At 71.9% G+C, this 25,757-nt stretch carries 26 protein-coding genes; 12 read left to right on the forward strand and 14 right to left on the reverse strand.

All coding sequences use genetic code 11. The features are described 5' to 3' along the window. Window positions 1–86 precede the first annotated feature (86 nt). Entirely contained in the window at window positions 87–587 is a 501-nt protein-coding gene (locus MMF93_RS00960; protein WP_242748595.1) for a MarR family winged helix-turn-helix transcriptional regulator, read from the reverse strand. Window positions 588–627: 40 nt separating this feature from the next. Then, complete coding sequence (locus tag MMF93_RS00965) at window positions 628–1,260, reverse strand: TetR/AcrR family transcriptional regulator (protein ID WP_242748596.1); 633 nt, start codon at window positions 1,258–1,260, stop codon at window positions 628–630. Window positions 1,261–1,383: 123 nt separating this feature from the next. On the opposite strand from MMF93_RS00965, the gene MMF93_RS00970 reads away from it, so the two are divergent. Next, window positions 1,384–2,835 carry an amidase gene (locus MMF93_RS00970; protein WP_242748598.1) on the forward strand — a complete coding sequence of 484 codons (1,452 nt, stop codon included), beginning with the start codon at window positions 1,384–1,386 and terminating at the stop codon, window positions 2,833–2,835. Between the two features lie 78 nt (window positions 2,836–2,913). Here MMF93_RS00970 and MMF93_RS00975 read toward each other — a convergent pair whose 3' ends face one another. Beyond that, window positions 2,914–3,495 carry a TetR/AcrR family transcriptional regulator gene (locus MMF93_RS00975; RefSeq protein WP_242748600.1) on the reverse strand — a complete coding sequence of 194 codons (582 nt, stop codon included), beginning with the start codon at window positions 3,493–3,495 and terminating at the stop codon, window positions 2,914–2,916. 69 nt (window positions 3,496–3,564) lie between these two features. Here MMF93_RS00975 and MMF93_RS00980 point away from each other — a divergent pair, with 69 nt between their 5' ends. The 4 genes from MMF93_RS00980 (at window position 3,565) to MMF93_RS00995 (ending at window position 6,964) form a co-directional block, all read left to right on the forward strand. Further along, on the forward strand, window positions 3,565–4,458 hold the full coding sequence (locus MMF93_RS00980) for an NADP-dependent oxidoreductase (RefSeq protein ID WP_242748602.1): 894 nt from the start codon (window positions 3,565–3,567) through the stop codon (window positions 4,456–4,458). A gap of 244 nt (window positions 4,459–4,702) precedes the next feature. Beyond that, entirely contained in the window at window positions 4,703–5,299 is a 597-nt protein-coding gene (locus MMF93_RS00985) for a helix-turn-helix domain-containing protein (protein WP_242748604.1), read from the forward strand. 134 nt (window positions 5,300–5,433) lie between these two features. Beyond that, window positions 5,434–6,306: a class I SAM-dependent methyltransferase gene (locus MMF93_RS00990; protein ID WP_242748606.1), complete on the forward strand. Its 873-nt coding sequence runs from the start codon at window positions 5,434–5,436 to the stop codon at window positions 6,304–6,306. Window positions 6,307–6,346: 40 nt separating this feature from the next. Next, window positions 6,347–6,964, forward strand: a complete 618-nt coding sequence (locus MMF93_RS00995; protein ID WP_242748608.1) for a TOPRIM nucleotidyl transferase/hydrolase domain-containing protein — start codon at window positions 6,347–6,349, stop codon at window positions 6,962–6,964. Window positions 6,965–7,019: 55 nt separating this feature from the next. Here MMF93_RS00995 and MMF93_RS01000 read toward each other — a convergent pair whose 3' ends face one another. The 4 genes from MMF93_RS01000 to MMF93_RS01015 all read right to left on the reverse strand — a co-directional run bounded on the left by MMF93_RS01000 (window position 7,020) and on the right by MMF93_RS01015 (window position 10,409). Beyond that, entirely contained in the window at window positions 7,020–8,237 is a 1,218-nt protein-coding gene (locus MMF93_RS01000; protein WP_242748610.1) for an NAD(P)/FAD-dependent oxidoreductase, read from the reverse strand. Beyond that, the gene (locus tag MMF93_RS01005) at window positions 8,234–8,428 is read right to left on the reverse strand and encodes a ferredoxin (RefSeq protein ID WP_114025165.1); all 195 of its coding nucleotides are present in this window, start codon (window positions 8,426–8,428) and stop codon (window positions 8,234–8,236) included. The genes MMF93_RS01000 and MMF93_RS01005 overlap by 4 nt, the downstream gene beginning before the upstream one ends. A gap of 36 nt (window positions 8,429–8,464) precedes the next feature. Then, window positions 8,465–9,694, reverse strand: coding sequence for a cytochrome P450 (locus MMF93_RS01010; RefSeq protein WP_242748611.1), 1,230 nt, complete (start codon window positions 9,692–9,694; stop codon window positions 8,465–8,467). 97 nt (window positions 9,695–9,791) lie between these two features. Beyond that, window positions 9,792–10,409, reverse strand: coding sequence for a TetR/AcrR family transcriptional regulator (locus MMF93_RS01015; RefSeq protein WP_242748612.1), 618 nt, complete (start codon window positions 10,407–10,409; stop codon window positions 9,792–9,794). A 244-nt stretch (window positions 10,410–10,653) separates the two neighbouring features. Between MMF93_RS01015 and MMF93_RS01020 the strand changes: the two genes are divergently transcribed. Both MMF93_RS01020 and MMF93_RS01025 read left to right on the forward strand, forming a co-directional pair. Continuing rightward, a complete protein-coding gene (locus MMF93_RS01020) occupies window positions 10,654–11,352 on the forward strand; it encodes a GNAT family N-acetyltransferase (RefSeq protein WP_242748613.1) in 699 nt (232 codons plus the stop codon). 234 nt (window positions 11,353–11,586) lie between these two features. Continuing rightward, window positions 11,587–12,078: a DUF6292 family protein gene (locus MMF93_RS01025; RefSeq protein ID WP_242748614.1), complete on the forward strand. Its 492-nt coding sequence runs from the start codon at window positions 11,587–11,589 to the stop codon at window positions 12,076–12,078. A gap of 114 nt (window positions 12,079–12,192) precedes the next feature. Here MMF93_RS01025 and MMF93_RS01030 read toward each other — a convergent pair whose 3' ends face one another. Then, complete coding sequence (locus MMF93_RS01030; protein WP_242748615.1) at window positions 12,193–13,644, reverse strand: aromatic amino acid ammonia-lyase; 1,452 nt, start codon at window positions 13,642–13,644, stop codon at window positions 12,193–12,195. An 87-nt stretch (window positions 13,645–13,731) separates the two neighbouring features. Between MMF93_RS01030 and MMF93_RS01035 the strand changes: the two genes are divergently transcribed. The 3 genes from MMF93_RS01035 (at window position 13,732) to MMF93_RS01045 (ending at window position 17,097) form a co-directional block, all read left to right on the forward strand. After that, window positions 13,732–15,114, forward strand: coding sequence for an MFS transporter (locus MMF93_RS01035; protein WP_242748616.1), 1,383 nt, complete (start codon window positions 13,732–13,734; stop codon window positions 15,112–15,114). An 82-nt stretch (window positions 15,115–15,196) separates the two neighbouring features. Continuing rightward, window positions 15,197–16,555, forward strand: coding sequence for a hypothetical protein (locus tag MMF93_RS01040; RefSeq protein WP_242748618.1), 1,359 nt, complete (start codon window positions 15,197–15,199; stop codon window positions 16,553–16,555). A 104-nt stretch (window positions 16,556–16,659) separates the two neighbouring features. Next, window positions 16,660–17,097: a glutaredoxin domain-containing protein gene (locus tag MMF93_RS01045; RefSeq protein WP_242748620.1), complete on the forward strand. Its 438-nt coding sequence runs from the start codon at window positions 16,660–16,662 to the stop codon at window positions 17,095–17,097. A gap of 119 nt (window positions 17,098–17,216) precedes the next feature. On the opposite strand, the gene MMF93_RS01050 is transcribed toward MMF93_RS01045, so the two are convergent. The 5 genes from MMF93_RS01050 to MMF93_RS01070 form a co-directional block, all read right to left on the reverse strand. Next, the gene (locus MMF93_RS01050; RefSeq protein WP_242748622.1) at window positions 17,217–18,722 is read right to left on the reverse strand and encodes a cryptochrome/photolyase family protein; all 1,506 of its coding nucleotides are present in this window, start codon (window positions 18,720–18,722) and stop codon (window positions 17,217–17,219) included. A 151-nt stretch (window positions 18,723–18,873) separates the two neighbouring features. Further along, a complete protein-coding gene (locus MMF93_RS01055) occupies window positions 18,874–19,305 on the reverse strand; it encodes a PPOX class F420-dependent oxidoreductase (protein ID WP_242748624.1) in 432 nt (143 codons plus the stop codon). A gap of 158 nt (window positions 19,306–19,463) precedes the next feature. Beyond that, a complete protein-coding gene (locus MMF93_RS01060) occupies window positions 19,464–21,011 on the reverse strand; it encodes a sugar porter family MFS transporter (RefSeq protein WP_242748626.1) in 1,548 nt (515 codons plus the stop codon). 38 nt (window positions 21,012–21,049) lie between these two features. Next, window positions 21,050–21,199, reverse strand: coding sequence for a hypothetical protein (locus MMF93_RS01065; protein ID WP_242748628.1), 150 nt, complete (start codon window positions 21,197–21,199; stop codon window positions 21,050–21,052). Continuing rightward, window positions 21,172–22,068, reverse strand: coding sequence for a Gfo/Idh/MocA family protein (locus MMF93_RS01070; protein WP_242748630.1), 897 nt, complete (start codon window positions 22,066–22,068; stop codon window positions 21,172–21,174). The genes MMF93_RS01065 and MMF93_RS01070 overlap by 28 nt, the downstream gene beginning before the upstream one ends. 329 nt (window positions 22,069–22,397) lie before the next feature. Between MMF93_RS01070 and MMF93_RS01075 the strand changes: the two genes are divergently transcribed. Further along, window positions 22,398–23,609 (forward strand): ROK family transcriptional regulator, encoded by a 1,212-nt coding sequence (locus MMF93_RS01075; RefSeq protein WP_242748632.1) that lies wholly within the window; start codon window positions 22,398–22,400, stop codon window positions 23,607–23,609. Between the two features lie 118 nt (window positions 23,610–23,727). Next, window positions 23,728–24,321 carry an RNA 2'-phosphotransferase gene (locus tag MMF93_RS01080; RefSeq protein ID WP_242748634.1) on the forward strand — a complete coding sequence of 198 codons (594 nt, stop codon included), beginning with the start codon at window positions 23,728–23,730 and terminating at the stop codon, window positions 24,319–24,321. A 117-nt stretch (window positions 24,322–24,438) separates the two neighbouring features. On the opposite strand, the gene MMF93_RS01085 is transcribed toward MMF93_RS01080, so the two are convergent. Next, window positions 24,439–25,605, reverse strand: a complete 1,167-nt coding sequence (locus MMF93_RS01085; protein WP_242748636.1) for an acyl-CoA dehydrogenase family protein — start codon at window positions 25,603–25,605, stop codon at window positions 24,439–24,441. Between the last annotated feature and the right edge of the window lie 152 nt (window positions 25,606–25,757).

Consider the following 25,757-nt stretch of genomic DNA (forward strand, 5'->3'; position numbering starts at 1 on the left):
GAGTGACTATCTCAATTTTTGAAGTACAGCTCAGCCTAGGTGGTCCGCGACGCGTGACGGACACCGGTCCGCCGTTGGCCACCTGGTCAGGGGTTGTGCACGGGAAGAGCCTGCAGCTCAGAGCTGAGCAAGGTCAGAAAGCGCAGGGCCGCGCGCTGCTCGTCCTCGCTCAGCTGGGCGCGGGCGCGGTCCGTGGCCCGGGCCAGGGGCCCGAAGTGGGCGCGGGCCGCCGCTCGGGCGTTCTCCTCGTAATACAGGTGGACGACGCGCCGGTCGGCCGCGTCCCGGCAGCGGCGTACGTGACCGGCACGCTCCAGCCGGTCAAGACACGCGGTCACGGCTCCCGACGTCAGCCCGAGATGCTCCCTGAGCCGTCCGGGAGTCATGGGCGGATCGGCGTCGAGGATCGCGGCGAGTGCGGCGGCGTCGGTGCCGTGCAGTCCCTGCGCGTGAGCGAAGTCGTGCACCAGCCGTGTGAACTCGCCGTTCAGCCGGCGCAGGGCCACGGCGAACGACTGGAGGCCGGGCCCCGAGCCCGCGTCGGTGGAGTCCTCGTGCGACGGGACAGACGGCTGACTTCCGCTCATCTGTCCAGCCTATAAAGCCCGGCACCGGCTCCGCTCCGGGTCATCGACGGCCGGCGGGCGCCCCGGACGCGCCAGGACCGGCGCGGCGTGCGCCGACGATCCCTTCGACGATCCTCAGCAGGCGGTCCCCCGCCTGGTCGATGCTTCCGTTCTGCGTGCTGACCTGGGCGCCTTCGAGTACGAAGGTGATCTCGGCTGCCGCCTGCTCGGGGTCGGCCAGCCCGGCCGCGGTGCACATGCCGACCAGCCTGCGGGTCTGCCGGGCCTTGTGCTCCTCGATCACCTGCCGTGCGGGATGGGAGCGGTCGGGCAGTTCGGCGAGGGAGTTGATGAAGGGGCAGCCGCGGTGCGAGAGCCGCGGAAGCCCCTCGGCGATGAAGCGGGCCAGGCCCAGGATCTGCTCTCCGGGTGCGTCGGGATGTTCGGCCTCGACCCGGTCGAAGGCCGCCTGGTAGTCGGCGGCGACGATGCGCAGCCACTCGGCGACCAGGGCGTCCTTGGTGTCGAAGTGCCGGTAGATCGCCGTCTTGGTCGTCTCGGCTCTCTCGGCGATCGCCTGGACCCCCACCCGCCGGATCCCCTCGCTGTGGAAGAGCTCTTCCGCCGCGTCGAGGATGCGCTCACGAGGCGGCAGTTTCGCGACCCTGTTCGGCCTGCCGGCGGTCGTTGCCATGGCTGCTCCGTGACGCTCGGTCGGGTTCCTCTCCTGGCCACTACGGTACCAGGGCGTTCCGAACGGTACCGCTCGGTATCGTACGGTGCTCATCGGTATCGTTCCGACCGCAGGGAGAGACAAGTGAGAGTTTCCGAGTACGTGACCTTCGACGCGGTGGGGCTCGCGGAGTTGGTGGCTCGCGGTGAGGTGACCGCCGCCGAACTGGAGGCAGCCGCACACGAGGCCGCCCGGAGGGCCGATCCGCTGATCAACGCCGTCGTGGAGATGTGGCCGGCCGACGACGCGCCTCGCCCCGGCGGCACACCGCTGGCCGGAGTCCCCTTCCTGATCAAGGACATCGGAGTCTCCATGGCCGGGAAGCGCACGGAGTTGGGCAGCCGACTCGCGGCAGGCAACGTCGCGGAGGCCGACTCCTTCCTGATGGCGCGCTTCCGGCGCGCCGGTCTCGTGACGCTCGGGCGTACCGCGACCCCGGAGTTGGCCTACAGCATCACGACGGAACCCGTGCTGCACGGTCCGACGCGCAACCCGTGGGATCCGCGGCGCAGCGCGGGCGGATCCAGCGGAGGCGCGGGCGCGGCGGTCGCTGCCGGCGTGGTCCCGCTGGCACACGCCACCGACGCCGCGGGGTCGCTGCGCATACCCGCCGCGTACAACGGCCTCTTCGGGCTGAAGCCCACCCGCGGCCGGGTGTCCATGGGCCCGGGCGCCGACGAGGTCTTCAACGGCCTGGCCGCACACGGAAGCGTCAGCCGCACAGTGCGGGACAGCGCCGCCCTGCTCGACCTGATCCGCGGACCCGAGCCGGGCGACCCCTACTTCGCCCAGCAGCCGTCACGGCCGTACGCCGAAGAAGTCACCCGCCCCCCGGGCTCGCTGCGCATCGGCGTCCTCCCCCGAGCGTGGGGCGGACGCCGCGCCACCGCCCCCGTGGCCGACGCCCTTACGCGCACCGTGGCCCTGCTCGAAGACCTCGGCCACCGGGTGGCGGAGGCCGAGGTCGGGCTGGGCGCGGACTGGGGAGAGTTCGTGCTGGCCAGCGCCCGTTTGATGACGGCGAACCTCGCGGCGGATGTCGACGCCCTGGCTGCCGCCTTCGACCGGCCCGTCGACGCCTCGACGCTCGAACCGGCGACCCTCGCGGGACACCGCTACGGACAGCGCGTCACCGGTGTCCAGTTCGTCGCGGCTCTCGCGGTCCGCAACCGGGTCGCGCGGAGCCTGGCTCGGCACTTCGCCGCTTACGACGTCCTGCTCACACCGGCCGTGCCGGAGCTTCCCCCGCCCCTGGGCAGCTACGCGGAGGGCGGGGACGCGCTGGACGGCCACGGCTGGATCGACCGCCTCACCGACCGCTCACCCTTCAGCATGCCGTTCAACGTCGCGGGCACGCCCGCCATGTCCGTGCCCGTGACCTCCGACGAACGCACGGGGCTTCCGATCGGCATGCAGTTCGCCGCCGGCTACGGCCGCGAAGACCGCCTCTTCCGGCTGGCCGGGCAACTCGAACAGGCAAGCCCATGGCTCGGCCGCACGCCCGTCGTGTGGGCGGGGCAACACCCGCGCAGCTGAGGAGAGGCCGACGGGCGAACGGGACGGGAACCGCGGCGGCTTGCGTCGCGGCCCCCGAATCCGCGAGGACAGCGTCCCTCACGCGGGGCGGCGGGTGGCCTCCCAGGCCGCCTCGATCATCCGGAAGATCTCGTCCACCGCGGCGTCCGGATCGGCGGCTTCGCGGGCCAGCGCGTAGGCGTCGATCACGAACCGCGCGATGGTGCGGCAGACCGTCGCGGTCCGTGTCAGGTCGGGCGCGGCGGCGATGGCGGCGGCCAGCGACTCCGCGTGGCGCAGCCGCATCGACTCCTCGTACTCCCGCAGAGCCCGCGACTCCTCGATCATGTGCCAGACCGGGGCGGCGCCCTCCGCCGTGCAGTGACGCACCAGGGCCAGGACCTCGCGGCGCAGCGCCGGGATGAGCGGCTCGTGCGGCGCCCGGTCGGTGACCGCCTGCGTGAGGCGCTGCTCGAAGCCCTCGTCCTGCGCGAACACCAGGGCCTCTTTCGAGGCGAAGTGGGAGAAGAGCGTGGTGACGGCCACGTCGGCCTCGGCGGCGACGTCGCGGATACCGACCGCGTCGTATCCGCGGTCCAGGAAGAGCCGCAGGGCGACATCGGCGATCTTCTTGCGGGTCGCCGCCTTCTTGCGCTCGCGTCGTCCGGTCGGCACGGTCATGCACTCACGCTAGCAGGTACGAACCCGTACTCGTTCCAAAAAGCTAACCGTTAGTGCTACGGTCTCGCCATGAAGAAAGTGAGCTTCGCCGAATTCGGCGGCCCCGACGTGCTGCGACTCATCGACAGCGAAGAGCCCCACGCGGGCCCTGGCCGGATACGCATTGCCGTGCGGGCGGCAGGCGTGAACCCCGTCGACTGGAGGGTCCGCGAAGGGCAGGTCCTCAACGCTCATCCGACCGAACTGCCGGCCGGAGTCGGACTGGACGCGTCCGGGGTGGTGGACGAGGTCGGCGAGGGCGTCGAGGGGATCGAGGTCGGAGACCACGTCTTCGGCGAGGGTTCGAGTACCTACGCCGAGTTCGCCGTCCTGTCGGCCTGGGCCCGGATGCCCGAGGGGCTGACGTTCGAGGAAGCGGCCGGATACCCCTCCGTGACGGAGACGGCTCTGCGCGTCATCCGCGAGGTCGGCGTGCGGCCCGGGCAGACGCTGCTGGTCAGCGGCGCGTCCGGAGGTGTCGGATCCGCGGTGCTCCAGGTCGCCCGCGACCGCGGCATCACGGTGATCGGCACGGCCGGTGTCGCGAACCAGGACTACCTGCGCGGCCTGGGCGCCCTCGCCACGACGTACGGCGAGGGCTGGGTCGAGCGGGTGCGGGAACTCGGCCGGGTCGACGCGGCTCTCGATCTGGCGGGCTCCGGCGTGATCCGCGAACTCGTCGACCTGACCGGGGATCCGCACAAGGTGCTCACCATCGCCGATCTGGCCGCGCCGGAGCTCGGCGTCCGCTTCTCAGGCGTGGCCGGGAGCGTGCCGGACGCGCTCGCCGAGGCCGCCGACCTGATTGCGCGGGGGAAGCTCCACATCCCGGTCGAGAAGTCGTACACGCTCGCCGAGGCCGCGGCGGCGCACACCGACAGCCAGGCCGGCCACACGCGCGGACGCCGGGTCGTGCTCGTCTGAGCCGACTTCCGGTCCGGCACGCCGCCTTCCTATTCCGGCGCGGCGGTGACTGCCCGTGTGGCGACCGCCGACGCCGGTGACTTCCGAGCCTGGGCGGCGCCTTCGGCGGCGGTGGACGTGCTCGTGCTCCCCCGCCGCCGGGGCGGCCTGCGACGGGGAAGGCCACGGAGGACGCCCGGGGCCCGGCGGGAAAAACCGCACACGAGCCGATCCCGGTTTGCGCAGCGAGCATATGCTGCTGCTCATGACGCAAGACGACGACATCGGCCTGGAGAGCCTCGTCCGCAAGCGGATCCGTGCGCTGCGCGTCGCGCAGGGCTGGTCCCTGGAAGAGCTGGCCCGCCGCGCCAACCTCAGCCAGTCCTCGCTGAGCCGCATCGAGAACGGCCGGCGCCGGCTCGCACTGGACCAGCTCGTGACCCTCGCCCGCGCTCTGGACACCACGCTCGACCAGCTCGTCGAGACCGCCGCCGACGACGTCGTCACCAGCCCGATGATCGACAGCGCACACGACCGGATGCGCTGGTCCGTCAAGAGCGACCCCGGCATGAGTGTCCTGCTCCAGCGCATGACCGACCCGCCGCCCGACGACCCCTCGCGTATGCGCGCCCACCCCGGCCACGAGTGGATGGTCGTGCTGTCCGGCACCGCGATCCTCATGCTCGGCCACCACCGCTTCCGCGTCGAAACCCACCAGGCTGCCGAGTTCCCCACGATGATGCCGCACGCGATCGGCGCCGCCGAGAGCGGACCGTGCGAGATCCTCGGCATCTTCGACCGCGACGCCCGCCGCGGCCACCAACCGGACGGCGGCGGCGGCGACACCGGCAGCCACGCGTGAGAGCGCGAGCCGCGGGCGACGGCCCACACCCCTGAGGGGTGGCCTCTTGCCCGACAGGCAGCACACACGGTCTTCGCCTTGCCATATACGCAAGAGAGTCTGCCCCAGACGCATGACCGGCCTACTGTGGCGGTATGACTTCCCAGCACCCGCACACCCCTCACCACGGCGCCCAGCACGGCCCGCACCAGGAACACGAGTCCGACGACCAGGCCGAACTCCTCGATCTGGACGCCGAGGTTCTCGCCGAACACACGGCCTCCATCACCGCATGGCTCCCGCTGAAGACGAGCCCGTCCCGGATCGTGGATCTGGGCTGCGGCACGGGGGCGGGCACCTTCGCCCTGCTCGACCGCTTCCCCGAGGCACACGTCACCGCCGTCGACACATCCGCCGCCCACCTCGAGCAGCTGCGCGACAAAGCGTGCGCACGCGGCGTGGAGGAGCGCGTGCGCACCGTCCAGGCAGATCTCGACGACTCCGACTGGCCCGACCTCGGCTCACCCGACCTGGTGTGGGCGTCCGCCTCGATGCACCACATGGCCCACCCCGACCGTGCCCTGAGCAACGTCCACGGCATGCTCACGCCCGGCGGTCTGTTCGCCGTCGTCGAGCTCGCCGGATTTCCCCGCTTCCTGCCCGAGGACGCCCCCGAGGACCGGCCAGGTCTGGAAGAGCGGTGCCACACCGCGAGCGACCGCTTCCACACCGAGCATGTGCCCCACCGCGGCGCCGACTGGGGGCCGATGCTGACCGCCGCCGGATTCACGGTCGAGGGCGAACGCACCGTGTCCGTGCACGTCGAGGGCGCCCGCAGCGAAGCGGTCGGCCGGTACGCGCTCGGCAGTCTGCAACGCATGCGCGGCACCGCCGCCGAGTCGCTCTCCAGCGAGGACCTCGCCGCACTCGACCGACTCCTCGACCCCGAGAGCCCGCACAGCATCGTGCACCGCGACGACCTCGCAGTACGCACCGAACGCGCCGTCTGGGCCGCGCGCCGCGCCTGAACCCGTGCCGCCGGCCCCTGCGCGGGTGCACACTCGTGCCATGACGCGGATGCGGGCGTTCCGGGACGCGGTCGGTGACTGGGCGCGTGGCGGACCCGGCGGGCCGGCAAGTGACGGGGCTGTGCGGCTCGGTGTGCGTACGGCGGTGTTGCTGGAAGGGCTGAGCGATCTCGCGGCCGTCGAGACACTGGCCGCACGGCAGGGCCGGGACCTGTCCGCCGAGGGCGTGTGCGTCGTGCCGATGGGCGGGGCGATGAGTGTCGGCCGCTACGCCGAGCTGCTCGGGCCGCCCGGTCTCGGCCTACGCCTGGCGGGACTGTGCGACGAGCGCGAGCGGGGCTTCTTCGACCGCGGCTTCGCGCGGGCGCGGGCACCGCACGGGGACGTCTTCGTGTGCGCGGCGGATCTGGAGGACGAGCTCATCCGCGCGGTGGGAACGGCGCGGGTCGAGGAGATCGTCCGGGACGAGGACGACCTCAGGGCCTGGCAGACCTTCCTGCACCAACCCGCGCACCGCGACCGCCCCCGGGAGCAGCAGTTGCGGCGGTTCCTCGGCACCAGGAAGGGCCGCAAGATCCGCTACGGCCACCTCCTCGTCGAGGCGCTCGGCCCGGAGCAGGTACCCGCTCCCCTGCGCGGCCTGCTCGACAGTCTGTAGACCCGCCCGAAGAGCGCTGCCGTGACCGCGCGAGCAGTCACGGCAGCGCTCGTCGTCAGGCGACGAGTGAGTCCGTGGTGCCTGTGTGCCAGTCGGTTCCGGCGGCGATGGCGGCTCGCCACCGGCGGAGTGCCTTCGGGGGCATGCCCACGGCGAGCGCTCCGGTGAGAGTGCGACCGGTCCGGTAGAGGACAAGGAAGCGGCCGTCGGCCGGATCGCCCTCCACCACCCGCGCCTCGTCGTGGCCGCGCAGGTGGCCGTAGGCCTGGATCTTCCTGCCGTGCTGGTCCGACCAGAAGTACGGGATCGGGACGAACGGCGTCGCCTGCTCGGGGCGCAGCAGGTTGCGTGCCGCGGCCATGCCCTGTTCGGCGGCGTTGGTGCGGTGCTCGACGCGCACGGAGGTGTCGAACAGCTGGTGATGCCAGCGGGCCACGTCACCTGCCGCGTACACCCCGGGGGCGGCGGCGTTGTACGCGTCGCACACCACCCCGTCGGACAGCCGCAGTCCGCTCCCCCGCAGCCATGCGGTGTTGGGTTCGGACCCGACGGCGACGAGCACGTCGTCGGCCGGGAGCAGTGTCCCGTCCGTCAGGCGGACCCCGGTGACCCGGCCGGTCCCGGCAGCGATGCCGGCCACCTGCGTACCCAGACGCAGGCCGACCCCGTGGTTCCGGTGCAACCGGGCCAGATGGGCGCCGACTTGGTGCCCGACGGCGTGTGCGAGGGGGACGGCAGCGGGTTCGACGAGGGTCACGTCCACATCGAGGGAGCGGGCGGCCGAGGCGACCTCCGCGCCGAGGAACCCGGCGCCGACCACGACCAACCGCCGCCCTGCGGCCAGCCGTTGCCGCAGGGCGAGGGCGTCCCGTAGGTCGCGGAGCACGTGCACGCCCGGAGTGCCGCACCACGGCAGCCGCCGCGGGCTGACCCCTGTGGCGATGATCAGCGCGTCGTAGCGGAGGTCCGTGCCGTCGGCCAGGGTGACCGTCCGGGCAGTGGGCGAGAGAGCGGCCGCGGCCGTGCCCAGCCGCAGGTCGATGTCGAGGGCTTTGAGGTCCTCCGCGGTGCGCAGTGCCGTGCGTTCAGCGGGCCAGATTCCGGTCAGCACCTGTTTGGACAGCGGCGGCCGGTCGTAGGGGAGGTGCCGCTCCTGGCCGACGAGGGTGACCGTGCCGGCGAAGCCCTCTCGGCGCAGGGTCTCGGCGGCGGACAGACCGGCCGCCGAGGCCCCTGCTATGACGACGCGTCGCAGCGGCGGCGAGGGCGTCACTTCTCCACCAGGCTGATGACGGCGGCCGGGCAGAGCGCCGCCGCTTCCCGCACGTCGTCGTGCAGGCCGGTGTCCGGACGGTCGTTCAAGGTCACGACGATGCCGTCGTCGTCCTGGTCGAAGACGTCGGGGGCCGCCAGGACGCACTGCCCGGACGCGACGCACTTGGGCTGATCGACTTCCACGCGCATGGGTTTCTCGCTTCTTTCGTCGAGGCCGGCGAAGGGTTACCAGGTGACGGGGAGCTTGTAGACGCCGTAGACGAGGCCGTCGTGCTTGAACTCGAGCTGTTCGAACGGGGTGTCCAGCGCCAGGGTGGGGATGCGGCGGTACAGCGTGCTGTAGACCACCTGGAGCTCGACGCGGGCAAGCGGTTGGCCGAGGCACTGGTGCACGCCGTAGCCGAAGGCGACGTGGCGGCGGGCGTCCCGGCCGAGGTCGAGCCGGTCGGGCCCGGGAAAGGCGTCCGGGTCCCGGTTGGCGATGTCGTTGGCGAAGATGAGGCCTTCACCGGCGCGGATGGTCTCGCCACCGATCTCGATGTCCTCCAGCGCCACCCGGCGGCGCCCGGAGTGGGTGATGTTCAGGTAGCGGAGGAGTTCCTCGACCGCGCCCGCGACGGCCTTCGGGTCCTCGGTCTCCCGTAGCCCGGCGAGTTGGTCCGGATTCCGCAGTAGCGCGACGGTGCCCAGAGCGATCATGTTCGCGGTGGTCTCGTGGCCCGCGGCGAGCAGGAGGTTGCCCATGCGGGCTGCTTCGCGCCGCGTCATTTCGCCGGTGGCGACGCGCTCGGTGGCCAGGGTGGACAAGAGGTCGTCGGCGGGGTGGGCGAGCTTGTCACCGAGGAGGTCGTCCATGTAGTCGACGAGCGCCGTGTTCGCCGCCGCCACCTCCTCGGGGCTGGAGGTGCGGCGGACGATGACCCTGGTGTTGCGCTGGAAGAAGTCGTGCTTCTCGTACGGCACGCCGAGCAGCGCGCAGATGACGAGGCTGGGGACGGGCAGCGCGAACGCCTCGACGAGGTCGACCGGCCGGGGGCCCGCGAGCATGGCGTCGATCAGATCGTCGACGATCTTTTGGATGGACGGCCGCAGGGCCTCCATCTTCCTGATGGCGAAGGGGGACGTGACCATCCGGCGCAGCCGGGCGTGCTCCGGATCGTCCATGCTCAAGAAGGTCTGGGTGGCGGGGTCGCTGCCCTGCATCGAGGCGGACCTGTGCGGATAGCCGTCGCGGGTGGAGTCGGCGCTGACCCGTGGGTCGTTCAGCAGTGTGCGCAGGTCTTCGTGACGAGTGATCAGCCACGGCTGCGTGCCGTCCCAGATCCGCACGCGGGAGACGGGTCGGTCGGCGTGTGGGGGGCGAAGGGCCGGCGGCGGGTCGAAGGGGCACCCGGCCGCCCTGGGTGAAGGATATCCGGGCAGTCCGGCTGCGGTGTCCGCCACTGTCTCCGTCATGCATGCCTCCACGGCAGAGGAATCGCGTCCCTCCTTTGCTAACACCGTTAGGTGCCTCGGGCAACCACTTGGCTCGAAGTGATCGCCGGCGTGCATGTCATCTGGTCAGCGCCAAGTCGAGGAGGTCGTCGGCCATTTCCTCCAGCGCCTGCCGGTCCACCTGGAAGGGCGTGGACATGGCCATCGCCACCACACCGTGCAGGGAGAACCACAGCAACTTGGCCACCCTCCTGTCGCCGGACTCCTCGGCCGCCCCGGGCCGGCAGGCCGCGACGGCGTCGTGCCACGCCTCGGCCACCAACCACAGCGGGTGAGAGGCCAACTCCTCGCGGGGAACCTCGATCCGCTCGATGCCGAACATCAGCCGGTAGAACTTCGGATTGTCGAGAGCCAACGCGCAGTACCGCCGGGTCATGGCACGCAGCCCCGCCCGCGGTCCGTCGACGGCCCCGCGCTCCCTGGCCGCACGCAGGTCGCCGACCAGCCGTTCGTACGCCCGGCGCGTGAGCGTGGACACCAGTTCCGCGCGGTCCTCGAAGTGCAGATAGATACTGGGAGCCGAGATCCCGACCTCACGGGCGACCGCGCGGAGGGAGAGGTCGCCTTCCCGGCCGGACTCCGCCAACAGCCGCGCGGCCGCCGCGAGGATCTCCTCACGCAGCGCGCCGCCCTCCCCCCACCGGCTCGGCGTGCGGCGCTTGAATCCGTCAGTCACCTCGTCCCCTCCCGACCGTGGAAAGCACCACTCATTGTGGCCTGAACCCATCGATCCGCTGCGTCGGCGATCCAGCATCACCGGCCCGCCGGGTGGCGGGAGCAGGGGTGCGGCGATGGGGTCCGGGAGTGACTCAGGGGCCCGGGGGCGATCCGCCCATCCGTAGGATGATCAGCACAATGGGTTCCTCGCCCGTCCGATCGGCCACTGTCACCCCGTACGACCCGAAAGGCGCAGCACCACGATGGAGCGCGACACCGCCGTACTCGACGACCCGGTGGGTGCCTCGCTCCGCGGTCACCACGCGCACCTCGCACGCCGTCTCGGCCGGGCTGTCTGCTTCCTGCCCGATGTCGCGACCTTCTCCTCTGTGGGTGCCGACCCGGGACCCCGGCAGTGGGCGGAGCTGGCCAGGCTGCTGGGTCGAGGACAGCTCGCCGACCTGTTCAGCTGCCCGGCGACGCCGCCGCGCGACTGGGACCCCGTCTTCGTCCTGGAAGGCCGCCAGATGGTGTGGTCCGGCAGCGACCGCTTCGCCCCGCCATGTACGGACGCCGCGACAGTGGTCGAACTGGGGGCGGGGAGCGTGCCCGAGATGCTCGATCTCGTCGACCGGACGAGCCCAGGCCCTTTTCTCCCGCGCACGCACGAACTCGGCACCTACCTCGGCGTCCGCGAGAGAGGCACCCTGATGGCGATGGCGGGCGAACGACTGCGGCCACCGGGTTGGGCCGAGATCAGCGCGGTGTGCACTGCTCCCGAAGCGCGCGGACGAGGATACGCGGCCCGCCTGCTGGGTGCGCTCGTGGCGCGTATCACGGCCCGTGGTGAAACGCCCTTCCTGCACGCGGCCGAGGGGAACACCGGCGCGATCGCCCTCTACGAGAAGCTCGGCTTCCAGCTCAGGAGACAGGTGACCTTTCGGGGCTTCCGCACGCCGTGACCGCGTCGTCCGACGGTGACCTCGGCGCGTACCGGGCCGCGCACGCCGAACAGCGGGCAGCGGGCAGCGGGCAGCGGGCAGCGGGCAGCGGGCAGCGGGCAGCGGCACGAGCCTGCGCCGGGCGCCGGGGTGCCGCCCGGCCGGCACGGTGTGGTGGCGCGCGAGAGGGTGTTAATCCGTGCGTCTCCCGCGCGCCCCGCGGCTCGGGGCCGGGGCAGGGGCGATGCTGCGGCTATGACTGACCTTCTCGCGGGTGTGCTCTCCGAGTGCGCCCATGCCCCCTACCTGCGCGCCGTCACACGCGCCTTCGGGGCCCGTGCCGGCGCGACCAGCCTGGAGCCGCCCACACCCGACGCCTCGGCTCTGCTGGAGATCTCGGTGGAGTGCGACGGCCGGTGGGCACTGTTCTGGGGCCAGGACGACGGCTGGTGGTACGACACCGTGGACCCGGACGGTGAGCTGAGCGGCCGTCGCCGTCACCTGGTCGCCGACGCGCTGGTGCCCGCACCCGACACTGTCCTCCGGGCCGCCGAGCTTCTCGACGAGAGAGCCGGGGAGCTGCCCCTGCGAGCAGCCGAGACCGCTGTAGGAGACGACGTCCGACTCGCCCCGCCACAGGCGCGAGCCGTCGCACACGGCGACCTGACCGAGCCGGTCGCGCGCCGTCTGGCGGTCTACGCGGAAGGCGAGGAAGCCGGGGAAGTACCGGTCCAGCCGGCGCCGTGAACCCCGCCCGAAGGGGGTCTGGCCGCGCGGCGGCCCGACCCCCTTCGTCGTGCCGCTGCCGCTCGTGTGGCGAACGGAGCGGTCCTCACCAAGCGGCGCACCCCGCGAGGCTCCTCACACAGCGGCCAACCCGGCGACGAGTTGTTCGGCCTGTGCGATCTCTTCCGTCAGGGGGTGATCCTCGGCGACCATCGGCAGGGACGCCGCAGCGATGCGGAACGCCTCCGCCACCGGGGCGTGCGGCAGTTCCTCGGACCTGAGCCGCAGCGCCCTTACGGCGGCCAGCAGTTCGCACGCGAGCACGGTGCGGTAGGCGCCGATCGCGGCGGAGGTGCTGCGCGCCGCCTGGGTGGAGAAGCTGGCGTGGTCTTCCAGGCCGCGGGAGATGACGGCCGTCCCCAGGGTGACCGGTGCGGCCGCGTGCCGCAACTGGCTGAGGGCGTCGTGGGCGACGTATTCGAGGATCATGATGCCGGAGCTGCCGGACGGCCCGGCGGCGAGGAACGGGGACAGCCCCGTCAGCTCCGGTTCGACCAGGTCGCCGAGGCGAGCGGCCGACAGCTCCGCGACGTGGTGGAGCGCGGCCCTCAGGTGGTCGAGTGACAGCGCGAGGTAGGCCGTGGAGAAGTGTCCGTGGTGGTAGGCGTTCTCCGTCTCGATGTCGATGAAGGGGTTCTCCGCTGCCGCGTTGAGGTCGGTGCTCAGCACGCTCTCCAGGGAGTCGACGGCGTCCAGCGCCGGCCCCTGCACCTGGGGGAACGCGCGCAGCCCGAAGGGGTCCTGCAGCCTGCGGCCGGGGCGGGGCTCCTCGTCGCCCCAGAGGATGCGGCGCATCTCGGCGGCGCTGCGCACGGACCCCGGGTGCGGGCGCTGCGCGTGGACGCGTGCGCTGAACGCTTCGGGTGAGCCGCCGAGCGCGCAGTAGGACAGCCCCGCGACGAGGTGGCTGGAGTGGAGCAGCTCGCGCAGGTCGTGCCATGCCAGTACGGACTCCGCGAGGGTGGCGGCGTTGCTCGAGATGAACGCCAGGGCGTCGCCGGGGCTGATCGGCACCGGAGGGAGGGAGCCCACGGCCCAGGGGCGCCTCCCGGCGAGGGTCAGGGCGATCTCGGCGAGCGCGCTGAGGTCGCCGGTGCCGATGGCGCCGAGGGAGTGCACCCGCGGGAGGGCTCCGACGCGCAGCGCGCCGGACAGGGCTTCCAGGAGGCGGGGGTGGACCCCGCTGCCGGCCGCGGCGAGCTGGTTGAGCCGGATCAGCAGGGTCGAGCGGACGAGGGGGTCGGCGGCAAGCTCACCCGTTCCGCCCGCGTGGCTGCTGAGGAGGCGCAGGCCGTGCTGGTCGGCGGAGTCGGGGTCGACGACGTCGTGCCGGTTGGCTCCCACGCCGGTCGTCCGCCCGTAGACGGCCCTCTTGGCGCCGATGTCCCGCGCCACCACGTACGCTTCCCGGGCCCTGCCGAGCGCTGCGTCGTCGAGCTTCGCCCATGCGCTCCGGCGCGCCACGCGGACGACGTCGGCACAGCGCAGGTGCCGACCGTCGATGCGGACAGTGCTGTTGTCGGTCATCACCCACCCCTTGACATAGATCTATTCACCTCTGAGGCTGCATGAAATCCTCCATTCATGGTGCTTGGCAAGTCTGAGGAGAAAGCCGTGGAACACGTCCCCGAGGCCACCCGCACCCCCGAGCCGCCGAACGCCCCCCGCCCGCCGGACGACGCGGCGGCCTCCTCGCAGTCGCCCCCGACCCTCGACGACGCGCCCCTGAACCGCTTCCACATCAAGATCACCGCGCTCACCTTCGGCGCGAATTTCTCCGACGGCTACCACCTGGGCATCATCGGCATCGCCCTGACCCTGATCACCCCGCAGATGGGCCTCGGCGCTGCCTGGCAGGGCCTGCTGGGAGCCTCGGCGCTCATCGGCATCTTCGCGGGAAGCATCGTGCTCGGGTGGGCCGCCGACCGCTACGGAAGACAGCGGATCTACATGCTGGACTTCCTGCTCATCACGGTCGCCTCCGTGGCCCAGTTCTTCGTCACCGGGCCCACCGAACTGTTCGTGCTGCGCCTCCTGATCGGCTTCGGCATCGGCGCCGACTACGCCCTCGGCCCGACGCTGGTGGCCGAGTTCTGCCCGCGCCGCTACCGCGGCGGCCTCCTCGCCTCGCTCACCGCGATGTGGACGGTCGGCTACATCGCCGCCTACTTCCTCGGCAACTACCTGGTCGGTTTCGGCGGAGACAGCTGGCGGTGGCTGCTGGCCAGCAGCGCCCTCCCCGCCGTCTTCGTCCTGCTGATGCGCATCGGCACCCCCGAGTCCCCGCGCTGGCTCATCAGCAGAGGGCGCGTCGCGGAGGCCAAGGCGGTGGTCGCCAAGCACATCGGCTCCGGAATCGACATCTCCCCGCTGCTCACACGGGCGCAGCCCGAGGAAACGCACGACTACCGCGAGCTCTTCCGCCGACGCCACCGCAAGAACACCCTCTTCGGCGTCCTCTACTACAACTGCCAGGTCATCCCGTACTTCGCCATCTACACGTTCCTGCCGACGGTCATGGCGCGCCTGGGGCTCGCGGACGAGGAGTTCCTCAGCAACGGGCTGCTCAACGTCTTCCTGCTGCTGGGCGGCATCGGCGGGCTCTGGTTCGTGGCCAGATTCACCCGCCGCGGGTTCCTCATCTCCTCGTTCGTCGTCATGTCCCTCGCGCTCGGAGTGATCGGCGTGTGGCCGAGCGCGCCGACGCTGCTGCTGTTCCCGCTCTTCCTGGTCTTCACGTTCACCATGTCGGCCTCCTCCAACCTCGACCAGGTCTATCCTCCGGAGCTGTTCCCCACCGGGGTGCGCAGTTCGGGCGTGGGTCTGCTGAACGGGCTGAGCCGGATCGGCTCCGCCATGGGCACGTTCCTGCTGCCCGTCAGCCTCTCGACGTTCGGGTTCTCCACCTCGATGGTCGCGCTGACGGGCTTCCTCGTTCTCGGAGCGGTGGTGTCGGTGGCCTGGGCGCCGGAGACCAGCGGGATGGAACTGGATTGAATCACTGCGCGACCGGCCCGGCACCCAACGGGAGGAAGCGGGCACGAGGGCCCAACGCGTGTTCGTACTACAGTCGGTCCGCATGGACGCACGCCTCCCCTCCAGGCGCCGGCTGCTGAGCGTGGCGGCCCTCGCCGGAGCCACCGCGCTGACCGGCTGCTCGACGCACGGTTCCCACGGGTCGAACGGCCGTGGAAAGGGGAAGCCCTCGCCCAGCCCCTCCACCACCGACCTGGCCCGCCTCGACGACGGCCCGCCCGCCGACGCGGCAGCCTCCGCCCGGTCGGGTTCCGGCGCCTGGCGCTACACACATCTCGCGGACACCCTGGACGGCTCCTACAAGGCACTCGCCGCCACCTCGCGCGACGACGTGTGGGCGTTCGGCGTCCGCGGTGGGGTGAAGGACGGCAAGGGGCCCAAGGCCCTCTTCCTGGACCACTGGGACGGCGACAGGTGGCGCAGCCATCCGCTGCCGGACGGGCTCAGCCCGAAGTCCGCCGCCTGGGCGCTCGCCGCGAGCGGCCCGGACGAGGTGTGGCTGGCGAGTCGCCCGTCGGGCGACGATCCCTCCGTACACCACTGGGACGGCCACACATGGCGGACCCTGCCCGCACCGCCGGCGGCCGACGGACAGAGGTTCGGGGGCGGTGAGCTGGACGGGGCCTGGTGCGCCGCCGTCGGCCCGCGCCTGTGGCTCTGCGTCGGCGGGAAGACACTCCACTGGGACGGCGACGCCTGGCACGCGCCCGAACTGCCCTTCCACGCCTCGGCGATCACCGCGGCCCGCGCAGAGGACCCGCAGACCGCTCCGCGGGTCTGGGTCGTGGGGAGGGTGGACACCGACTGCGGGTCGGGCGAGTGCTATCCGCAGCCGGCGAGCGCCCGCTGGGCCCACGACGGCTGGCAGAAGCTGGACACTCCGGCCTTCCGCTTCCCCGATCCCGTGCCGCCCGAGGCGAGCGCGTCCCTCGACACCGTGGTCCACGACCCGGAGCGCGACCGCCTGTGGTCTCTCGGGCGCAACGACTTCAACCACGGCGAGGTCGAAGAGGAACCCGATTCGGAGACCATCCTGCTGACGGGCGACGGCAGCGGCTGGACCAAACGCCGGCTGCCGCGCATGAACCGTGCCCTCTCCACCGCCACCACCGTCCCCGACGGGACCGGAAGCCTGCTGCTCGATTCGGACAACCGGCTCACGAAAGACGGGAAGGTGCGCCGCCTGCACAGCCCGGGAAGGCTGCCGGACCCGCCGAAATACGCCTCCGCCCCACCGGAGAAGTACGACTTCGGGCAGCCGATGGAGTGCGCCGTCCTGTGCCTGGTTCCCGGCACCCGTACCGTGCTCGCCGCCGGCGCGGTGCGCTACCTCCCGCCCGGCACCAACGAGCAGCCCCTCCGCCCCATGCTCGCCCGCTACGACGCGGACGGGAAGGACTGAGCGGGGGCCGGCCCCCGAGGTGGCGGCTCTCCGTGGCGACTTCGCGTCCAGCGCCGTTCACCGTCCGGTGCCGGAGCATCTCGATCCGTCGATAACCTGTGCCCATGAAACGTACGTGGACAGTGCCGGTGTTGTACGTGCTCTGCGGCGCATTCGTCGCGGCCTGGCAGGTCTTCCAGGGCAGTTCCGGCACTGCCGCGGTTCTCCTGGTGCTGTTCGTCCTGCTCGCCGCCGCACACTCGACCGTCATCTTCCCCAGGTCCGTCGGCGCGCTGGAGGCGCAGCGCCGCAGCGCGGCCGACGGCCGACCGGTCGTCTTCTGGCGTCCTGGCTGCGCGTACTGCCTGCGCATGCGCATCAAGCTGGGCCGCAGCGCCCGCCGAGCGCACTGGGTCGACATCTGGCGCGACCCGGCCGGAGCGACGGCGGTACGAGCGGCCAACGACGGCAACGAGACCGTGCCGACCGTCTTGCTGGCGGGGCGGGCCCACACGAATCCCGACCCCGCCTGGGTGCGCGAACACCTCTCGCCTTCCGCCTGATCGAGCGCTGCGCCGGACCGGGCGCGGCACCGGGCCGGGCGCGGCACCGGACCGCAGCGCAGCGAGCGCGAGACCTCGTCGCCCCCGAGGGCTTCAGCCTGCGCCCGGGTGCGGACCGTTCACGGCGCCGCGCCGGGATCGCGTCGCCGGGCGGCACGCAGTACGTCGTCCAGGTCGCCGAGGCGGTCGAGTTGCTTGACGGCTCGGGCGGTGCGGTAGTTGTGCGAGAGCCGGTCGCGGTGGCGGTGGATGAACTCCCAGTAGCCGGCCGTGTAGGGGCAGGCGCGCTCGCCGGTGCGTTCGGTGGGCCGGTAGGCGCAGGGCCCGCACAGGTCGCTCATGGTGTTGATGTAGGAGCCTCCGGCCGCGTACGGCTTGGTGGTGATGCGCCCGCCGTCGGCGTACTGGGACATGCCGATGACGTTGGTGAGCATCACCCAGTCGTACCCGTCCACGAAACAGCGGTGGAACCAGTCGGTCACCGCCGCCGGGTCCCAGCCGCGCTGGAGCGCGTGGTTGCCCAGAACCATCAGCCGGGGGATGTGGTGGACCCAGCCGTGGTCGCGCACCTGTGCCAGGGTGGTGGACATGCAGCGGGCCTCGACCGCGTCGGCGTCCAGGCGGGAGAACCAGTCCGGCAGTGGCGCGTGGTGGCCCAGCGCGTTGGCCTCCCGGTAGCGCGGACCGAAGTACCAGTACAGGTTCCACATGTACTCGCGCCACCCGGCGACCTGCCGGACGTAGCCTTCCACGGAGTTGAGCGGCGCCTCGCCCGCGCGGTAGGCCTTCTCGGCGGCCTCGACGCACTCCGCCGGATCGAGCAGCCCCAGGTTGAGCGCGGCGGACAGCATGCTGTGGCTCATGGCCCAGTCCCCCGCGAGCATGGCGTCCTCCCACCGGCCGAAGGTGGGCAGGCGCTTGTCGACGAAGGCGCGCAGCGCACGCCGGGCCTCCGCGCGGCCGGCCGGAAACCGCCGCGGCCCGTCCCGGCCGACGAAGGAGACCTCCCCCTTCCGCTCCCAGCGGTCCAGATCGGCCCTGACCTCCTCGTCGATGGCGTCCTCGCGCGGCCGGTAGGGAGCCGGCACCGGCAACGTGTCCCGCTCCTTGGGCGGGGGCTCGCGGTTGTCGGTGTCCAGGTTCCACGTGCCGCCGGCGGGCTGGTCGCCGTCCATCAGCAGCGCGTGGTCCTGGCGCACGTGCCGGTAGAAGTCCTCCATCCGCAGGTGCCCGCCGCGGACGGACTCCGCCCACCGGCCGAACGCGTCAGGCTCGACGAGGAACCCGCGCGGGGGCAGTACCCGCACCTGTGCGTGCTCGCGCACGAAGCGCGCGGCGGCGTGGGAGGTGGGGTGGTGGACCGTCACGGACGCGTTGCCCACGGCCCGGGCCAGGCCGTCGCGGTAGGTCTCCGCCCGGACGTAGCGCACCCGGTCCCCGAGTTCGGCCGCACGGTGCCGCATGGCGGACAGCAGCAGGTGCGCCTTGGCGCGGTGGAAGCGCCGCCGGCGGAGGACCGACCGGGACTCGATCATGACGACGGTGCTGTCAGGACGCAGGAAGTGCGGTCCCAACTGGTCTCCGAACAGCCAGTGGAAGGGTGCCTCGGAGCGCTCGTCTGCCATCTCGTGGATCCTTCCCTGGCTGCCTGACCCGGCCACCGCCAGTGTGATCCACGTTGCGCCGCAGACGGAGGCGGCACGCTAGAGCCCGACCGGCCGTGTACGCCGGCGTGCTCGGCGGGAGCGCCGGCGTACACGACGGAAACGCCGCTCCTCAGCGGAGCCTGGCGCCGTACACGTGGTCGACCGCCATCGTCATCAGCACGCGCCGGTCGGAGACCATCGTGGAGCGGTACTCGTCCCAGTCAGGGTGCTCCCCCGCGGCGTGCCGGTAGTAGCGCACCAGCGCCTCGACCTCCGGGCCTTGGGGATCCGTTCCGGGACCGGTGAGCGTCACCGCGCCCTCGGCGGTGGCCCACCCCCAGCCGTCGGCGCTGGTGACCTCCAGGGCGGCGCGGGGGTCGCGCCGCAGGTTGGCCGTCTTGGCGCGTCCTTCGGTCATCGACACGTACAGGCGGTCGGCCTCCCGGTCGTAGAACGGCTGCACGGGTGAGAGCTGAGGCCTACCGTCCGACTTGAGGGTGGCCAGGACGCCGAGTCGGCTCTCGGACAGCAGGGTGCGCGGGTCGAATGCGGTGGTCGTCATGGTGGAGACCAATCCACAGGCGCGTGCGCGTATTCCCGAAGCCTCGGTGCGGCGCTGGATTTTCACCGGATTCCCGCACACGGGGACCCGCCTGGCGGTCGGCCGGACGGTGCCCCGCTGCTGTGCGGTGCCGTGGGCGCCGCACCACAGGGACGGCCTCATTCCGCGCGGCTCCACGTCGCCTTGTTGTCCCAGTAGCCGCGGATCTCCTCCAGGGAGCGGCCCTTGGTCTCGGGCGCCATGCGGTAGAGGAAGACCAGGGCGAGCGCGGAGAGGACGGCGAACGCGCCGAACGCGGTCGACCCGCCGAACGCCGCGAGGACGTTGGGGAAGGCGAAGGTGGCGATCAGGTTGGCCGCGAAGTCGGACAGGAGCAGCGCGCCGGCTCCCACACTGCGCAGGCGGGCCGGGAACGCCTCGCCGGTGTAGACCCAGATCAGGGAGCCGATGCCGAAGTAGAAGCCCAGGTAGAACAGTCCGATGGCGGCGGTGGCCACGTACCCGGTGCCGGTGGAGATGCGGTCCTGCGCGAAGACGAAGGCCATCACCGTGTGCCCCACCACCATGGCGGCCGTCCCCAGGATCAGCGGCGGGCGCCTGCCCCACCGGTCCACCACCGCCATCGACAGCACCACCCCCACGGCGGCGACGACCTGCACCAGCGTGGAGGCCAGAATGCTGTCGGCGCCGTCGCCGAAGCCGGCCTTGGCGAAGATGGTCGGGCTGAAGTAGAGGATGGTGTTGTTGCCGGTGATCTGTACGGCGAACCCGAAGGCGATGACGAAGAAGGTGGGTCGCGCGTACCGCTTGGCGAAGATTTCCCGGAAGCGGCCGTGTTCGCTCTCCGCCAGGTCCGCCTCGATGGCGGTCAGCCGGGCCGGGGCGTCCGCGTCGGGATCGAGCCGCCGCAGGGTCTCCAGGGCGCGCTCCCGCATACCCCGCATGGCGTACCACCGGGGGCTGTCGGGAAAGCGCAGCAGTGCGAGGAAGACCACCCCGGCAGGGGCCGCGGCCAGGCCGAGAACGGCCTCCCAGGACTCGCTGCCGGAGAGCGCCCAGGCCGTCAGCAGGGAGATAATCACGCCCGCGCAGGTGAAGAACTGGAAGGCGGTGCCCAGGCGGCCGCGGTTCTCCTCGGAGGCGAACTCGGAGATGAAGACGGGGGCGACGACGGTGGCCAGCCCCACGGTCACGCCGAGCAGGAGCCGCACCACGGTCAGCCACCACAGCCCGAGCGGGACGGCGCTCAGTCCGGCGAAGGCCATGAAGCCGAAGGCCACGGCGAGCATCGCGCGGCGCCTGCCCAGTTCGTTGGCGACCCGGGGGCCGACCGCGGCGCCCACGAGGCTGCCGACCACGACGATCGAGGTGATCACCGAGGTCCACAGGGTCGTCAGGTGGTAGTCGCTCTCCAGGAAGACGAGCGCGCCCGAGATGGACCCGGTGTCGTATCCGTAGATGAGACCGATGGCCGAGGCGACGACGGCGACCTTCGTGCCGAGGCTTCGCCGCTCGGGCGCCCGCGCCGGGGCCGTGTGCTGTGCGTCCGGGGGCTGGTGCGTCGCCTGCCGCGTCTCCCCTTCCCGCCCCACGTCTTCCCGCCCCACGTCGCCGCGTTCCTCGCCGATGATGGCGCCCGCGCCGGAACCGGTCCCGGTGACCGGTCCCTCTTCCCCTGCGCCGCCCGCCGATCTGGTGCCCGCCATGTTCCGCTCCTCCCTGTCCCGAGTGGGTGCCGTCCTGTTCAGGCGGCGTGCGCGCCCGGCCGTACGGTGGCGCCTGTCGCCAGCGACTCGTGCACGGCGAGGACCACGTCGGTGACCGCCCGGCCGGCCCGCAGACCGGGGCCGACGGGGCGGCCCTCGTTCAGGCAGGAGACGAAGTGCTGCACCATCCACGTGGGCGGCCCCTGCAGCCTTCCGTCGATCTCGTCCCCGAGCAGGCCGGGGAAGCGGAGGCCGTCGGGGCCGCGTGCCGCACGCTCTGCTCGTGCAGGTCCACGTGGACGGCGGAGCGGTCGCCGACGGCCTGCAACCGGAAGTCGACGATGGAGGGCATGCTGTCGGGCAGCACCCAGGTGGACGTCAGGTTGGCCGTGGTGCCGTCGTCGAAGGTGAGCAGGGCGTGCACGACGTCCCAGGTGTCCACTCCCCGGGCCGCGAGCTGCCCGCGGGAGCCGCGTGCGTCCACCGAGGTGACCGTGCGGCCGTTCACCCACGTCGCCACATCGACGGTGTGACTCATCAGGAACCACGCGGGTGAGGAGCGCGCGGCCCAGGAGAGCATCTCGGTGGGGACGTACCAGGTGTTGCTGAGCAGGATGTTCTGGGTCAGGACCTGGCCCAGCTCTCCGGCGGCGGCGACCTCCCGGATCCGGCGGACGGCCGGGTTCCAGCGGTTCTCGAAGCCCACCATGCACTCCACCCCCGCTTTCCGTACGGCGGCTTCGATGGCGGCGGCGTCCTCGGCGGTCGTCGCGAGAGGCTTCTCGATCAGCAGGTGGAGGCCGCGTTCCGCCGCGTCCACCGCCGGGTCCCGGTGGGCGAAGTCGGGCGTCGCCACGATGACGGCGTCGAGGTCGGCCTCCTGGAGCATGTGCCGGTGGTCGGTGTAGGCGGCGAGGCCGAAGGCGTCGGCCGTCTTCTCCGCGGTGGCCTGCGACAGGTCGCTCACCGCCCGGACGTCGGCACCGGGAAAGTGCTGGAGCGACTTCGCGTACATGTGGCCGCGTATGCCGCCGCCGATGATGCCGATCTTCTGCATGGGGACCTCGCCGTCAACGTGGGGCCGTGGCCTGCCGCTCGCCAGAGGGCGGCGGCTGCCGGCCCGGCCGATCAAGTAAGTTCACACTGCGTACTAACCTCGCCGAGCGTCAAGGGGTGCGGAGGATCGAATTCCTCCCGCATACCGCGTCGCCACAGCGACTCAGCACAGGGCCTCCCGGCACACGCCGCTTCTGTGGCAGAGTGAGTGAGCTGACGTCGAGCGCCGGGGTTGGTACGGGAAAAACCGGGGTTAGTACGTGATACGTCGAAACCCGACAGTGAGGATCGCCGCTCCGCAGGCGTTGCGGTCCTCGGGAAAGGCAGGCCGTGAACCGGGTCCGGATACTCCAGTCGCTCTACGACTTCGGGCCGCTCTCCCGCGCCGAACTGGCCCGGGTCACCGGCCTGTCCCGCAGCGCCCTGACAGTCATCGTCGAGGACCTCGTCCGTCAGGGTCTGCTCACGCAGGAGGCGGCGCGGCCCAGTAGTCCCGCCGGCGGCAAACCTGCCAGGCCGCTGTGGTTCGCACCCGACTCACCGCCGCTGGTCGGGGTCCACCTGCTGCCGGGGCGCGTGGAGACGGCGCTGGTCAGCGCCGGTGGGAAGGTGCTCACCAAGGCCGAACGCGTCTTCAGCACGGAGCCGGACGCGCAGGCGGCCATCGAGGCACTCGTGAGCGCGACGGCGGAAGTGGCCGACGCCGCCTCGACCACCCCGCTGGGCGTCGGTGTCGCGGTGGGCGGAATGGTGGACTCGGACACCGGAACGGTGGTCAAGGTCGCCCTCGCACCCGAACTCGACGGCCTGCCCGTCGGGCGCACCCTCCAAGGCCGGCTGGGCCTGCACCTCGTGTGCGTCGACATGCACCCGCGCGCCCAGGCGTTGGGCGACCGGTGGTTCGGGCAGGGCCGCGGACGAAGCCACTTCGCCTCCGTCTACACCGGAGAGGCACTCGGCGTCGGCCTCGTCGTCGGCGGTGACGTGCACCGGGGCCCGGCCGGCGCGGGCGGTGAGGTGGGGCACAGCATCGTCCAGGTCGACGGCGAGCTGTGCCACTGCGGTCAGCGGGGCTGCTGGGAGACTCTCGCCAGCCACTCCTGGCTCCGCGCCCAGGCGGCGAGCCGGGGCCTGCCAGGGGCCACGACGCTGGGCGCCGGTGCGCTCTCCCGCCTCGCCGCCGCGCGCGTACCGCACGCGGCGGAACTGCTGGACGAGTGGGCGGGCAACCTCGCCGTCGGCCTGGTGAACCTCCATCAGGTCTTCGCGCCCGGGCTGTTCATCCTCCACGGAGACACCGTCGCCGGTGGCGAGGAACTGCGGAGCCGTATCGAACGCGCCCTGCACTCCCGCATCCCGCCCCACCCCGGCGGGCCGCCGCAGGTGGCGTTCACCGCGCTGGAAGACCACGCCACGCTGCTGGGCGCGGCGGGACTCGTCCTCTCCCACCACTTCAACGCGCCCGGACCGCCTCCCCCGCGGGACGCCACGCCCTCGGAGCGGCCGCGGCACGCCACGCCTTCTGAGCGCCCGCCTGCCTGACCCGGGAGTGCCCGCACTCCACACCTGCGGGAGGGGGCGCACGATGACATCGGCCCCGGCCCGGAGGCGGCATAAAACGGGTGCGCCTGCCGGGGTCCGTCCTGCATGCTGGAGGTTCATGAAGAACACTCCGCGAGACAGACCGCGCGACGCGCGCCACGTACGCGTCTCGAAATACCTGGCCCGCCATCTGCGCCACGACCCCCAGCGGATCGGGCTCGTGCTGGACGCGGGCGGATGGGCCCGCACCGACGAACTCCTCGCCGCGGCCGCCGCGCACGGTTTTCCCCTCACACGGGCCGAGCTGGAAGCCACGGTCGCCGACAACGACAAGCAACGCTATGCGTTCTCCGCCGACGGTACGCGCATCCGCGCGAACCAGGGGCACACGATCGCCGTGGAGTTGGGCCTGCCCGAGTCGGCGCCCCCTCCCGCGCTGTTCCACGGAACCACCCCGCGGTTCCTCGCCGCCATCCGCGACGAGGGACTGCGCCCGATGGCCCGGCACGCGGTGCATCTGTCGCCCGACCGGGAGACCGCGACCCGCGTGGGGGCCCGCCGCGGCAGGGCCGTCGTACTGACAGTAGCCGCCGGCCTCATGCACGAGCGGGGTCACACCTTCCAGCGCAGCGCGAACGGCGTGTGGCTCACCGGCTCCGTTCCGGCACGCTACCTCACCTTCCCCGACCAGCATCGTGTACGGCACCTGTGACGGTCCCCGTCCGGCTTCGGCCTCGCCCGAGGGCCCGCCGGTACGGAGGGCTCCGGGCACATCCTCCGTCACAGGACGCAGGACCGCCGGGTCCGAGGCTCCGGCCCGGGCAGCGGGTCACACGAGGTTTCTGGCGACGACGAGCCGCTGGATCTGGTTGGTGCCTTCGTAGATCTGCGTGATCTTCGCGTCACGCATCATCCGCTCCGCGGGGAAGTCCTTGGTGTACCCGTAGCCGCCGAGGAGTTGCACCGCGTCGGTCGTCACCGCCATGGCCACGTCCGAGGCGAGGCACTTGGCCGCCGCCCCGAAGTATGTGAGGTCACGCGCACGCGCGGTGCTGCGGGCCGCGGCGGCGTAGACCATCTGGCGGGCCGACTCCACCCGCATCGCCATGTCGGCGAGCATGAACTGCACGCCCTGGAAGTCGGCGAGCGCCTGCCCGAACTGGCGTCGCTCCCGCACATAGGACACGGCGGTGTCCAGGGCTCCCTGGGCGATTCCGAGTGCCTGGGCGCCGACCGAGACCCTGGTGTGGTCCAGCGTCCCCAGTGCCAGGTGCAGTCCCCTGCCCCGCTGCCCGAGCAGCCGGTCGGCGGGGATACGGCAGTCGTCGAAGTAGACCTCACGTGTGACCGAGCCCTTGAGACCCATCTTGCGTTCCGGCTCGCCGTAGCCCAGGCCCGGGTCGTCGGCGTGGACGACGAACGCCGAGATGGAGCGGGAGCCTGCTCCGGGGTCGGTGACGGCGAAGACGATCAGGTAGCGGGCGACGCCGGCTGAGGTGATCCAGGTCTTGACCCCCTCCAAGGACCATCCGCCCTCCTCGGTCGCCGTCGCGCGGCAGCGCATCGCCGCGATATCGCTGCCCGCCTCCCGCTCGCTGAGGGCGTAGGCCATCAGGGCGTCGCCCGCGGCCACTTCGGCCAGGTAACGGCGCCGCTGCGGCTCCGTGCCGGCCAGCAGCAACGGTGTCACCCCCAGCTTGTTGGAGGTCTGGATGGTGGAGGTGGACGCGCACACCCGGGCGACCTCCTCCACGGCGATGGCCGCGGCGAGCGCGTCGGCACCGTCGCCCCCGTACTCCTCCGGGACCCCTGGCGCGTGCAGGCCGGCGGCGACGAGTGTCTCGTGGTTGTCGTGCGGAAACTCCCCCCTTGCGTCGACCTGCGCGGCCCGGGGACCGAGCTTCTTCTCCGCGACGGTACGGGCCGCGGCCCGGAACTCCTCGTACACCTCGGGCAGCAGGTACGGCGTCGACGTCTGGAACGGGTCCTGTGTCATGGCGGGCTCCTTCGCGGCCGGTTGCGGACAACGCGTGTGCCAGCTCATTGGGGCGCACCACAGGGGCCGGGGCCAATGTGCGTGTGCACGAGGACCGGCCGCGTCTTCGTGCAGGCGCACGTCGACGCAGCGCCCGGCGCCTCCGTACGTTC

This window comes from Streptomyces tubbatahanensis, from assembly GCF_022699385.1.
Lineage (GTDB): Bacteria > Actinomycetota > Actinomycetes > Streptomycetales > Streptomycetaceae > Streptomyces > Streptomyces diacarni.